The sequence below is a fragment of the Pseudomonas haemolytica genome, assembly GCF_009659625.1.
GTDB classification, from domain to species: domain Bacteria; phylum Pseudomonadota; class Gammaproteobacteria; order Pseudomonadales; family Pseudomonadaceae; genus Aquipseudomonas; species Aquipseudomonas haemolytica.
The window spans coordinates 582,878-594,999 of record NZ_VOIW01000005.1; the positions used below are offsets into that span (position 1 = coordinate 582,878).

The following is a 12,122-nucleotide window of genomic DNA, read 5'->3' on the forward strand; positions in this document are numbered from 1 at the left end:
CCATTGATAGCTCCCTAACGAAACCCGCATCCTAGAGGGCTAATCCCGCGCTTATATCATTCCGAATGATAGTTACCTTTGCTTCATTCGATTCGTGACATAGCACCTCGCCGCGCATGATCCGCCCATCTCAAATACATTGGCGGATGCACCTCATGGAACAGTCACTTAAACATTTGCGCTTCCCCCTGGCGATCCTGGCCGTGGTGGTGATGAGCGCGTGCGGCAAGACCCCGGACCAAACGGCCGCCATGCCCGCAGCCAAAGTCAGCGTGGCCAAGGTACTGGAGCAACCGGTCAACGAGTGGGACGAGTTCACCGGACGCCTCGAAGCGCCGGAAACCGTGCAGATTCGTCCTCGGGTGTCCGGCCAGATTGACCAAGTCGCTTTCACTGAAGGCGCTTTGGTCAAGAAAGGCGACCTGCTGTTCCAGATCGACCCTCGCCCATTCCAGGCTGAAGTGCGTCGTCTTGAAGCCCAGCTCGCGCAAACCAAAGCGGCCGCCACCCGCAGCGAAAACGAAGCGCAACGCGGTGAACGCCTGCGTCAGAGCAATGCGATCTCCGCCGAACTGGCCGACTCGCGCACCACCGCCGCCCAGGAAGCCCGCGCCGCCATGGCCGGGATCCAGGCGCAGTTGGACCTGGCCAAGCTGAACCTGAGCTTTACCCGCGTGACGTCGCCCATCAGCGGCCGCGTCAGCCGCGCTGAAATCACCGCCGGCAACCTGGTGACCGCCGATACCACCGCGCTGACCAGTGTGGTCTCCACCGACAAGGTCTACGCCTACTTCGATGCCGACGAGCGTGTCTTCCTCAAGTACACCGAGCTGGCCCGTGAAGGTCGGCGTGGCGCAACCACCCCGGTGTACCTGGGCCTGTCCAACGAAAGCGGCAACCCGCACCTGGGCCAGATGAACTTCGTCGACAACCAGGTCAACCCGTCCACCGGCACCATTCGTGGCCGTGCGGTGTTCGACAACAGCAAGGGCGAATACACCCCTGGCCTGTATGCGCGCTTGAAGCTGGTCGGCAGCGGCACCTACTCCGCCGTGCTGATCAACGACGAAGCCGTCGGCACCGACCTGGGCAAGAAATTCGTGCTGGTGATGGAAGGCGACAAGCCGGCGTATCGCGCGGTGGAACTGGGGCCGAAGATCGAAGGTTTGCGCATCGTGCGCAGCGGCTTGACCAAGGACGACACCGTTATCGTCAAGGGCCTGCAGCGCGTGCGCCCGGGCTCACCGGTCGCACCGGAAACCATCCCGATGGCCAGCAAGGAAACCCTCGCCGCCTTGGCACAACAACGACAAGCGCTTGAAGCCAGCAACCTGGAGCAAGTGGCGCCGGAACAAACCGCGCCCAAGCTCGCCAGCAGCGCGACTCCACGCGGTTAAGGGATACGACTCAAGATGAATTTTTCCAAGTTCTTCATTTCACGGCCGATCTTCGCAGCGGTGCTGTCGCTGCTGATCCTGATCGCCGGTTTGATCTCGCTGTTCCAACTGCCGATCAGCGAATACCCGGAAGTGGTACCGCCGACTGTAGTGGTACGCGCCAACTTCCCGGGCGCCAACCCTAAAGTCATCGGTGAAACCGTGGCGGCGCCGTTGGAGCAGGCCATCACCGGCGTCGAGAACATGCTGTACATGTCCTCGCAATCCACCGCCGACGGCAAGCTGACCCTGACCATCACCTTCGCCCTGGGCACCGACCTGGACAACGCGCAGGTGCAGGTGCAGAACCGTGTGACGCGGACTCAGCCCAAGCTGCCTGAGGAAGTGACGCGCATCGGTATCACCGTGGACAAGGCCTCTCCCGACCTGACCATGGTGGTGCACTTGACCTCGCCGGATCAGCGCTACGACATGCTCTACCTGTCCAACTACGCGATCCTCAATATCAAGGACGAGTTGGCCCGTCTGGGCGGCGTCGGCGACGTGCAGCTGTTCGGCATGGGCGACTACTCCCTGCGCGTCTGGCTTGATCCGAACAAGACCGCCTCACGCAACCTGACCGCGACCGATGTGGTCACGGCGATCCGTGAGCAGAACCGTCAGGTGGCAGCCGGTGCCCTGGGCGCGCAGCCTGCGCCAAGTGACACCAGCTTCCAGTTGTCGGTGAATACCCAGGGCCGCCTGGTCACCGAAGAAGAGTTCGAGAACATTGTGATCCGCGCCGGCGCCAATGGTGAAATCACGCGCCTCAAGGATATCGCTCGGGTCGAGCTGGGCTCCAGCCAATACGCGCTGCGCTCGCTGATCGATAACCAGCCCGCCGTGGCGATTCCGATTTTCCAACGCCCCGGCTCCAATGCCATCGACATCTCCAACGATGTGCGCAGCAAGATGGCCGAACTGAAAAAGAGCTTCCCTGCGGGCATGGATTACCGCATCGCTTATGACCCGACGATCTTTGTACGCGGCTCCATCGAAGCGGTCGTGCACACGCTGTTCGAAGCACTGATTCTCGTGGTGCTGGTGGTGATCCTGTTCCTGCAAACCTGGCGCGCCTCGATCATTCCATTGGTGGCGGTGCCGGTGTCGTTGATCGGTACGTTTGCGGTAATGCACCTGTTCGGGTTCTCACTCAATGCCTTGTCCTTGTTCGGCTTGGTACTGGCCATCGGCATCGTGGTGGACGACGCCATCGTGGTCGTGGAGAACGTCGAACGTAATATCGAATTAGGCCTGGAACCGTTCCCGGCCACTGAAAAAGCCATGAGCGAAGTGACCGGCCCGATCATCGCTACAGCGCTGGTGTTGTGTGCGGTGTTCATTCCAGCCGCCTTTATCAGCGGCTTGACCGGGCAGTTCTACAAGCAGTTCGCCTTGACCATTGCGATCTCGACGGTGATCTCGGCGTTTAACTCGCTGACGCTGTCCCCTGCCCTGGCCGCCGTATTGTTGCGCGGTCACGATGCGCCCAAGGATCGCTTCTCGAAGTTCCTCGACAAGATCTTCGGTGGCTGGCTGTTCCGCCCCTTCAACCGCTTTTTCGAAAAGGCCAGTCATGGCTACGTGGGTACCGTGCGCCGGGTGATTCGCGGCAGTGGTATTGCCCTGTTCGTGTACGCCGGCCTGATGGTGCTGACCTTCTTCGGGTTTGCTCACACCCCGACCGGTTTCGTACCGGCCCAGGACAAGCAATACCTGGTGGCCTTCGCCCAACTGCCCGACGCCGCGAGCCTGGACCGCACCGAAAGCGTGATGAAGCGCATGTCGGAGATCGCCCTGAAACAGCCCGGTGTGGAGGCCGCGATTGCGTTCCCTGGCCTGTCGATCAACGGCTTCACCAATAGCCCGAACAGCGGCATCGTGTTTGTGACCTTGAAGCCCTTCGATGAGCGTAAAGACGCGAGCATGTCGGCCGGGGCGATTGCCGGGGCGCTGAATGGCCAATACGCCAACATTGAAGAAGCGTACATGGCGATCTTCCCGCCGCCGCCGGTACAGGGCCTGGGCACGATTGGCGGGTTCCGCCTGCAGATCGAAGACCGCGGCAACCTCGGCTATGACGAGCTGTATAAAGAAGTGCAGAACGTCATTGCCAAGAGCCACAGCGTGCCTGAGCTGTTCGGCCTGTTCACCAGCTACACCGTCAACGTGCCGCAAGTCGATGCCGCCATCGACCGCGAAAAGGCCAAGACCCACGGCGTGGCGATCAGCGACATCTTCGACACCCTGCAGGTCTACCTGGGTTCGTTGTATGCCAACGACTTCAACCGCTTTGGGCGTACCTACCAGGTCAACGTGCAGGCCGAGCAACAGTTCCGCCAGGACTCCGATCAGATCGGCCAACTGAAGGTGCGCAACAACAAAGGCGAGATGATCCCGCTGGCGACCTTTATCAAGGTCAGCGACACCTCGGGCCCGGACCGCGTGATGCACTACAACGGCTTTATCACCGCTGAAATCAACGGCAACGCCGCACCGGGCTACAGCTCCGGCCAGGCCCAGGCTGCGATTGAAAAGCTGTTGAAGGATGAACTGCCCAACGGCATGACCTATGAGTGGACTGACCTGACCTATCAGCAAATCCTTTCGGGCAATACCGCGCTGTTCGTGTTCCCGCTCTGCGTGCTGCTGGCGTTCCTGGTGCTCGCCGCCCAATACGAAAGCTGGAGCCTGCCGCTGGCGGTGATCCTGATCGTACCGATGACGCTGCTGTCGGCGATTACCGGGGTGATTCTCTCGGGTGGCGACAACAACATCTTCACCCAGATCGGCCTGATCGTACTGGTGGGCCTGGCGTGCAAAAACGCGATTCTGATCGTCGAGTTCGCCAAGGATAAACAGGCCGAGGGCCTCGACCCGCTGGCAGCGGTACTGGAAGCCTGCCGCCTGCGTCTGCGGCCGATCCTGATGACGTCGTTCGCGTTCATCATGGGTGTGGTGCCATTGGTGTTGTCCACCGGTGCCGGTGCCGAGATGCGTCATGCCATGGGCGTGGCGGTGTTCTCCGGGATGATCGGTGTGACCTTCTTCGGTCTGTTGTTGACGCCAGTGTTCTACGTACTGATCCGACGTTATGTGGAACGCCAGGATGCGCGCAAAGCGGCCAAGGCCTTGAAGCTGGAGACACAGCAATGAGTGTGAAAGTATTCCTGCCGAGCTTGCTGGTTCTGGCGCTCGCCGCCTGCGCCGTAGGCCCGGACTACAAGACCCAGCAGTTGGAGGCGGCCAATATCACGGCCGCCGCCGACAGCAAAAGCTACGACCATGCCAAATACGAAGGCATCTGGTGGCAGCAGTTCGACGACCCGACCCTCGACCAACTGGTAACGCAGTCGCTGAGCGGCAACCGCGACCTGCGCGTGGCCTTCGCCCGTCTGCGAGCGGCACGGGCCATCCGAGATGATGCGGCCAACGACATCATGCCGGTGGTGACGTCCCGTGCCAGCAGCGATGTGGGCAAGGGCCAGATCCCTGGGCAAACCACCAAGCGCGTCAACAGCGAACGCTACGACCTGGGCCTGGACATGGCCTGGGAAGTGGATTTGTTCGGGCGCATCCGCCGCAACCTGGAAGCCAGCGACGCCGACCAACAGGTGGCCGAAGCCGACCTGTACCAACTGCAAGTCACCATGATTGCCGAGTTGGTGGATGCCTACGGCCAGTTGCGCGGGGCGCAACTGCGCGAACGCATCGCCCTGGACAACCTGAAGAACCAGCAGGAATCGCGCACCATCACCGTCAGCCTGCGCGATGCTGGTGTAGGCGATCAGTTGGACGTAGAACGTGCCGACGCCCGCCTCGCGGCGGTGGAAGCCAGCGTGCCGCAATTGCAGGCCGAACAAGTGCGCGAGCGCAACCGCATCGCCACCCTCCTCGGCCAGCGCCCTGACAAGCTAAGCGTAGACCTGAGCCCGAAAGACCTGCCGGCAATTGCCAAGGCCTTGCCGATTGGCGACCCGGGGCAGCTGCTGCAACGCCGCCCGGACATCCTCAGCGCCGAACGCAAACTGGCCGCCGCCACCGCACGTATCGGCGTGGCCAAGGCCGATCTGTTCCCACGGGTCAGCCTCAGTGGTTTCCTCGGCTTCACCGCCGGGCGAGGCTCGCAGATCGGCTCGGCAGCGGCGAACGCTTGGTCCCTGGGCCCGAGCATTACCTGGGCCGCGTTTGACCTGGGCAGCGTACGCGCCCGTTTGCGTGGCGCGAACGCCGAAGCCGATGGCGCGTTGGCGACCTATGAGCAGCAAGTGTTGCTGGCGTTGGAAGAGTCTGAAAACGCCTTCAGCGACTACGGCAAGCGCCAGCAACGCCTGGTCTCGCTGATCCGTCAAAGCGAATCCAGCCGCGCCGCCGCCGACCTCGCCGCGATCCGTTACCGCGAAGGCACCGTGGACTTCCTGGTGCTGCTCGACGCCCAGCGCGAACGCCTGGCCGCTGAAGACTCCCAGGCCCAGGCCGAAGTCGACCTGTATCGCGGCATCGTCGCGATCTACAAGGCGCTGGGCGGTGGCTGGCAGCCGGATACGGTGGTTGCCAGCAACAAGTAAGGTAAAGAGCTCCTTTGGTTGGTCGCATCCAGCCAATTTTTAGCCCCGTGGATCATTCGGTCGCGGGGCTTTTTTTTGCTTGGTCTTCCTAAAATATTGAAAGTTATCTCTGTAATCCAACAACGAAGTACTTTGTAGGTTATTTCCTAGTACAGCGCCGTGCCTGGCCTTAAGCTTTAAGCACCTAATAATCGACTCTGCCTTTCACGTAGATGAGCGTCATGCCCGCATTAAAGTAATTCGCGCTCCCGTCGACAAGGAAGTGTCACTTTTATTAATGGAGCAATGTGCCATGGCTATCATGTTGACTGCCGAGCAGATGCGGTACACCAAGGCAACCAATGCATTCGTGATTAAAAATCCGGAGCAGACGACGAATACATTTACGATTACAGAGAAGAAGGTCGCGACTGACACCCTACAGCTCAATGACAACGAGAAAATCACCAAGCTAAAGAATTACCTGAAAGATTATGACATGACGTCTATCAGCTCAGATGAGCTGAGAAAGGTGGGGCGCACGCTGTTTGAAAACGACATGATTGACATATATGCATACAGAATGTTCATGGGTGGCAATCTACATAGCGACGCAAACGGCGTTCCGACTGAGACACACGTAAAATTCAACGCGATTGCCTTATTTAATGAGCGACTGGTGGAGTACAGTGAATTCTTGGAAGACAACCCGGCGGATGCAAACGAGCACACGTTGAGATGGAGGCAGGGGATGGTTGCGGCTAATCACACCATGGGGGCACTGGTCTATTTTGTAAATTCTTCCAATAGCGTTTTATCCATAGATGAAAAAGCTTGATTCAGGTGCTCGCAAACAGTGCGCCCATAAACCTCGTGGCGCACTGTTTAGCTCAACGACTCAGCGGCCGTATCGAGTGGTGCCAGAATAAGACTGCACCTGCGAACCAGAATTGATCATGACGACCCGATAAGTTCCGAACACGCCGGAGTAGGACGTGCTGCTTCCAAAGCTTCCAGCAACATCTCCCCAGGAAGCCCCCGACTGCCTTTGAATAATCAACTGCGGCGCCCTCCCCCCACCGCTCGTGGAAGCCGCAACATCAATAGTCGCACCCGCACATCCATTAGCAGACGTTATTGTGAACGGACCATACACTGCCGTTTCCACATCTGGCTGCAAAAGTCCGCTATAGCTATCAGTTATATACAGACACAAGGCGGACACCTGAGTAGACAAAAGCATTAACGCAAAGCACGGCAACGCAATAAGACTTTTCATAATCTCACCTCAAATCAATTAATAAACACTCAATTGAAATAACTGAAACCTTTATTCCTCCATAAGCACACCTCACAGTTAAACAACGCCTTCCAGCACACCACGCTTGATATCAACCAGCAGATATCAAGCGCCCGCAAATGCAGGTAGGAACACGTTGCTTACAGTGCACGAAATGAGGTGCCGAATATGCCAGCCGCGTCCTAAAACAACTAAGGATCGCTCTGTCATACCCAGGTGAAGGAATAAGTAAGGAATATCCTAGTCCCGCATCAGCGCGGGGAGAACCGACTTGGCTCGTTCAAAATCAAACTTCGATAATGGCCAGGATTCGACCCCGCCCATTTACGGAACGCCTTGTAGAACGAACTCGCATCTGCAAACCCCAACCGCGCGGCTATCTCGGCAAAGCTGATCTGCGGTTCAGCCAGCCACACAATCGCCAACTCCTTGCGTACGCTGTCCTTGAGGCCCTGATAGGTCTGCCCCTCCTCCGCCAGGCGGCGGCGCAGTGTGGAGGCGGAAATGCACAAGGTAGCCGCAAGGCCGTCGGTTTCCGGCCAAGTGTCGGGAGGCATCTGGCGCAGGTCGTGCTTGATGCGCGTAGCGAGGCTTTCGGGATCGCGGTATTTGACCAGGATGTTGGCCGGCGCATGGGCGAGGAAGCGCTTGAGTTCTTCCGGGCTGCGCTTGATCGGCAGATCGAGGCAGTCGGCAGAGAAGATCATGCGGGTGCGCGGCCGGTCAAAGCGTAGGTTGTCGGAGAACATCACCCGGTAATCGTCGTAGAAACCCGGTTGCGGGCAACGCAGTTCGATGGCGAGGATCGGGATACGGCGCCCCGCCAGCCAGCAGGCAACCCCGTGCACGATCATCCAATAGGTGAAATAGGTGAACGCACGCCTGGGCTCAGGTTCGTGTTCGAGCAGGACGATTTCCGCCAGGCTCTGTTGGCGAACCAGTTGGGCGGGCATGCGCTCCAGCATCAACGAGAGAAACCCCAGGCTGGTTTCCAGGCCAGCGGCCAGGCTGGGCTGTGCCATCGAGGCGCGACACAGGAAGGCCAGGCTGCCGGATTTGAGTTTGCGCGGGTCCATGCCGAAGAATTCATCGTCCTTGCGCCGAGCCAGCAAACGCCACAGACGCGCATAAGCCGTGGCCGGCACACGGGCAGTTGGATGCTCCAGCCACGCAGGGTCAATCCCGACCTTGCTTAACGCCTCGACAGTGGCCGCCCCAGGCGCACAGCTCTGCAACAAGGCTTCGCGCACGAGGTGAATAGAGATGGTGTCTTTTTCCGACATGGGGTGTTGAGCTGTCCGGCTGCAGTCTGGGTGGCCTGCATCATAAAGGCGGTTGCGCTTCGCCACCACCGTTCAGCCCTCGTTCAGCAAAGGTCAATATTTCTTGTTTAGCAATGAGTATCATTATGTTACAACTTAGCTTCCTAACTAGTTACGCCCCGGTGCCCGATGCTCGTTCCGTTTTTAATCATGTTGCGCGAAGGCATTGAAGCCGCGTTGATCGTTGGCATTATCGCCAGTTACCTGCAACAGACCGGCCGCGGCCAGTGGATGCCCGCCGTGTGGATCGGCGTGTTCCTTGCCGCTGCCCTGGCGTTGCTGGTGGGTGGCGGCCTGGAATTGGTCAGCGCGGAATTCCCGCAAAAACAGCAGGAACTGTTCGAAGGCATCGTCGGACTGGTCGCCGTGGGTATCCTCAGTTCCATGGTGTTCTGGATGCGCAAGGTGGCGCGCTCCATCAAGCATGCCCTGCACGAATCCCTTGACCACGCGCTGGCCGGCTCCAGGCACCAGGTAATCGCGCTGATCGCCATGGTGTTTTTCGCCGTGGCCCGCGAAGGCCTGGAGACCGTATTTTTCCTGCTGGCCGTGTTCCAGCAGAGTGAAGGCCCGGGCGCACCGATTGGCGCCCTGCTCGGTCTGATCCTGGCCATTGTCGTGGGCTTCCTGATCTATTCCGGCAGCATGCGCCTGAACCTTGGCGCGTTTTTCCGCTGGACCGGCCTGTTCATCCTGGTGGTGGCGGCCGGCATTCTCGCCAACTCGGTGCAGGCCCTGCATGAGGCCGGCGTGTGGAACCACTGGCAGACCGTGTTGTTCGATTTCAGCGCCGCGCTGCCCATGGACAGCCCGCTGGGCTCGGTACTGGCCGGCATGTTCGGGTACCAGGAGGCGCCGACCGTCAGCACCCTGGGTGCCTATCTGATTTACCTGGTGGTGGCCCTGGTGATGTTCTTCCTGCCCTCGGCGCCCGCCCGACCCGTCGCCAAGACCTCTTCCGCTTCCAGCCAGTAAGGACCGTCTCTTGTCCAACCCAACCCCTCAATCGGCTCCGCCGTCCCGCGCCCTGCGCTGGGGCGTGGCCGGCTCGGTGGCAGTGATGATCGCCGCCGGTGGCCTGTTCTATTACGCCTCGCAACTGGCCGCTACCAAACGCCAGACCAACCACAATGAAATCGCCGTGACGATCCACAGCCACGCCTGTGAGCCCAACGCCCTCACCGTGCCAGCCGGGCGCGCCAGCTTTCGTATCATCAACCGCTCCGACCGTGCAGTGGAGTGGGAAATCCTCGACGGCGTGCTGGTCGTCGAAGAGCGGGAGAATATTGCACCGGGCCTGAGCCAGGTGATCAACGCCAACCTGCTGCCCGGCGATTACGCCATCACCTGTGGCCTGCTGAGCAACCCTCGCGGCACGTTGCATGTCACGCCGACCGCAGAGTCTGATGCCCAGGCCAAGGCCAAGCCGTCGATGGTGGCCTTTATCGGCCCGTTGTCGGAGTTTCGCGTGTACCTGAGCGGCCAGGGCAATGCCCTGATCAAGTCCGTGACAGCCCTGCAGCAGGCCATTGATGCCGGTGACCTGGCCCAGGCCCAGGCGCTGTATGTACCGGCCCGCGAGGCGTATCAGCGCCTGGCGCCGGCGGCCCAACGCCTGGCCGAGCTGGACAACGCGATCAACGCTCGCGCCGATTACTTTGAAAAGCGCGAGCAGGACCCCGCCTTCAGCGGCTTCCACCGCCTCGAATACAGCCTGTTCCAGCAACACAGCCTCGATGGCCTGGCACCGATTGCCCAACGTTTGGTGGGCGATGTCACCACGCTCAAGCAACAGCTATTGGCGCAGTCCCTGCCGCCCGAGCAACTGGTAGGCATTGTGGTGCGCAACCTCAACAGCTTGGCGGATGTGCGCGCAATCAGTGGTGAAGAGGAGCGTTACAGCCATGTCGACTTGAACGGCTTTGCCGCCAACCTGGAGGTCGCCCGCAAAGTGGTGGACCTGATGCGCCCGCTACTGAGCAAGTCCGCTGCCGACCTGTTGCCGAACATCGACAGCGCGCTCAACGCCTTCGACGCCGAGCTCAACGGGCTCAAGGTCGAAGGCCGCTACACCGGCTATGACAGTATCAGCGCCGATCAGCGCAAGCAGATCGCCGCCAAGGCCAAGGCACTGGCCGCCGCACTCGATGGAATCGACCCCGCCCTTGGCCTTTCCGGCCTGCAGTGAGACGAACGCATACATGAGTGATTCAGAACAGCTAAACCTTGCGCGCCGTCGCGTCCTGCTGGGCATGGCGGCCACCGGTGCGGCGATTGCCGGCAGCAGCTTGAGCTGCCCGGCCATGGCGGCCGCAGCCGAGCAAGTCACCACCGCACCACGCAGTGACAAGACCCAGGACCACCACGACTTTTTCGGCCAGCACCAAAGCGGCATCGTCACCCCGCGCCCGGCCTGCGGCATGCTCGTGGCGTTCGACGTACTGGCCAGCGACCGTGAAGACCTGGAACGCCTGTTCCGCACCTTGAACGAGCGCATCGCGTTCTTGATGACCGGCGGCACCGTGCCCCAAGTCGATCCGAAGTTGCCGCCCACCGATTCCGGCATCCTCGGCCCGGTGGTTTCGCCGGATAACCTGACCATTACCGTGTCGGTCGGCGAGTCGCTGTTCGACGAGCGCTTTGGCCTCGCGGCAGTCAAGCCCAAGCGCCTGAGTCGCATGGTCGGCTTCCCTAACGACGCGTTGGAACCGGCGCAATGCCACGGCGACCTGAGCCTGCAGTTCAGCTCCAACACACCGGACACCAATATCCACGCCCTGCGCGACATCGTGAAGAACCTGCCCGACCTGCTGCTGGTGCGCTGGAAACAGGAAGGCAGCGTACCGCCCCAGGCACCGGCCAAGCCCGGAGCACCTGCGCAGAGTGCGCGCAATTTCCTGGGCTTTCGCGATGGTTCGGCCAACCCCGATTCCAACGATGCCAAGGCCATGGACCAGATTGTCTGGGTCCAACCCGGCAGCGACGAACCGGCCTGGGCTGCCCATGGCAGTTACCAGGCCGTGCGCATCATCCGTAACTTTGTCGAGCGTTGGGATCGCACGCCGCTGCAAGAACAGGAAAGCATCATCGGCCGGATCAAACCCACGGGCGCGCCCATGGATGGCCAGCATGAAACCCAGGTCCCGGACTACAGCAAGGACCCGGAAGGCAAGTTGACCAAGCTCGATGCCCACATCCGCCTGGCCAACCCCCGCACCCCGCAGACCCAGGCCAACCTGATCCTGCGTCGGCCGTTCAACTACTCCAACGGCGTCAACAAAAACGGTCAGCTGGACATGGGCTTGTTGTTCATTTGCTACCAGGCTGACCTGGAGAAAGGCTTTATCAGCGTGCAAACGCGGCTCAACGGCGAGCCCCTGGAGGAATACCTCAAGCCGGTCGGCGGCGGGTATTTCTTCACCTTGCCGGGGGTCACCGGGCCCAAGGATTTCATCGGGCGCACGCTACTCGCTGCAACGCACCTTCACACCACTGCCAAGACCTAAAACAAACCAGA

The 12,122-nt window shown here is 60.4% G+C and carries 8 protein-coding genes; 7 read left to right on the forward strand and 1 reads right to left on the reverse strand.

Features of this window, described 5'->3' with window-relative positions; translation table 11 throughout:
• Positions 1-155: 155 nt before the first annotated feature.
• The 4 genes from mexE to FRT59_RS19175 all read left to right on the forward strand — a co-directional run bounded on the left by mexE (position 156) and on the right by FRT59_RS19175 (position 6,821).
• Positions 156-1,397 carry a multidrug efflux RND transporter periplasmic adaptor subunit MexE gene (gene mexE / locus FRT59_RS19160; RefSeq protein ID WP_153872035.1) on the forward strand — a complete coding sequence of 414 codons (1,242 nt, stop codon included), beginning with the start codon at positions 156-158 and terminating at the stop codon, positions 1,395-1,397.
• 15 nt (positions 1,398-1,412) lie between these two features.
• Positions 1,413-4,592: an efflux RND transporter permease subunit gene (locus tag FRT59_RS19165; RefSeq protein ID WP_153839827.1), complete on the forward strand. Its 3,180-nt coding sequence runs from the start codon at positions 1,413-1,415 to the stop codon at positions 4,590-4,592.
• Positions 4,589-6,004 (forward strand): efflux transporter outer membrane subunit, encoded by a 1,416-nt coding sequence (locus tag FRT59_RS19170; RefSeq protein ID WP_034119498.1) that lies wholly within the window; start codon positions 4,589-4,591, stop codon positions 6,002-6,004. Before FRT59_RS19165 ends, FRT59_RS19170 begins: the two co-directional genes overlap by 4 nt.
• A gap of 292 nt (positions 6,005-6,296) precedes the next feature.
• Entirely contained in the window at positions 6,297-6,821 is a 525-nt protein-coding gene (locus FRT59_RS19175) for a hypothetical protein (RefSeq protein WP_153839826.1), read from the forward strand.
• A gap of 713 nt (positions 6,822-7,534) precedes the next feature.
• Here the strand turns inward: FRT59_RS19175 and FRT59_RS19180 are convergent.
• Positions 7,535-8,566, reverse strand: coding sequence for an AraC family transcriptional regulator (locus tag FRT59_RS19180; protein ID WP_153872036.1), 1,032 nt, complete (start codon positions 8,564-8,566; stop codon positions 7,535-7,537).
• 168 nt (positions 8,567-8,734) lie between these two features.
• Between FRT59_RS19180 and efeU the strand changes: the two genes are divergently transcribed.
• Genes efeU through efeB form a run of 3 tightly spaced genes read left to right on the forward strand, consistent with a single transcriptional unit; the run spans position 8,735 to position 12,111 of the window.
• Positions 8,735-9,580: an iron uptake transporter permease EfeU gene (efeU, locus tag FRT59_RS19185; protein WP_034119495.1), complete on the forward strand. Its 846-nt coding sequence runs from the start codon at positions 8,735-8,737 to the stop codon at positions 9,578-9,580.
• A gap of 10 nt (positions 9,581-9,590) precedes the next feature.
• Entirely contained in the window at positions 9,591-10,793 is a 1,203-nt protein-coding gene (efeO, locus tag FRT59_RS19190; protein WP_153839825.1) for an iron uptake system protein EfeO, read from the forward strand.
• Positions 10,794-10,806: 13 nt separating this feature from the next.
• Positions 10,807-12,111, forward strand: a complete 1,305-nt coding sequence (gene efeB / locus FRT59_RS19195) for an iron uptake transporter deferrochelatase/peroxidase subunit (RefSeq protein WP_153872037.1) — start codon at positions 10,807-10,809, stop codon at positions 12,109-12,111.
• Positions 12,112-12,122 lie beyond the last annotated feature (11 nt).

Coding starts and splice junctions, on each gene's coding strand:
- mexE (WP_153872035.1), top strand. CDS start 156: ATGGAACAGTCACTTAAACATTTGCGCTTCCCCCTGGCGATCCTGGCC.
- FRT59_RS19165 (WP_153839827.1), top strand. CDS start 1,413: ATGAATTTTTCCAAGTTCTTCATTTCACGGCCGATCTTCGCAGCGGTG.
- FRT59_RS19170 (WP_034119498.1), top strand. CDS start 4,589: ATGAGTGTGAAAGTATTCCTGCCGAGCTTGCTGGTTCTGGCGCTCGCC.
- FRT59_RS19175 (WP_153839826.1), top strand. CDS start 6,297: ATGGCTATCATGTTGACTGCCGAGCAGATGCGGTACACCAAGGCAACC.
- FRT59_RS19180 (WP_153872036.1), bottom strand. CDS start 8,566: ATGTCGGAAAAAGACACCATCTCTATTCACCTCGTGCGCGAAGCCTTG.
- efeU (WP_034119495.1), top strand. CDS start 8,735: ATGCTCGTTCCGTTTTTAATCATGTTGCGCGAAGGCATTGAAGCCGCG.
- efeB (WP_153872037.1), top strand. CDS start 10,807: ATGAGTGATTCAGAACAGCTAAACCTTGCGCGCCGTCGCGTCCTGCTG.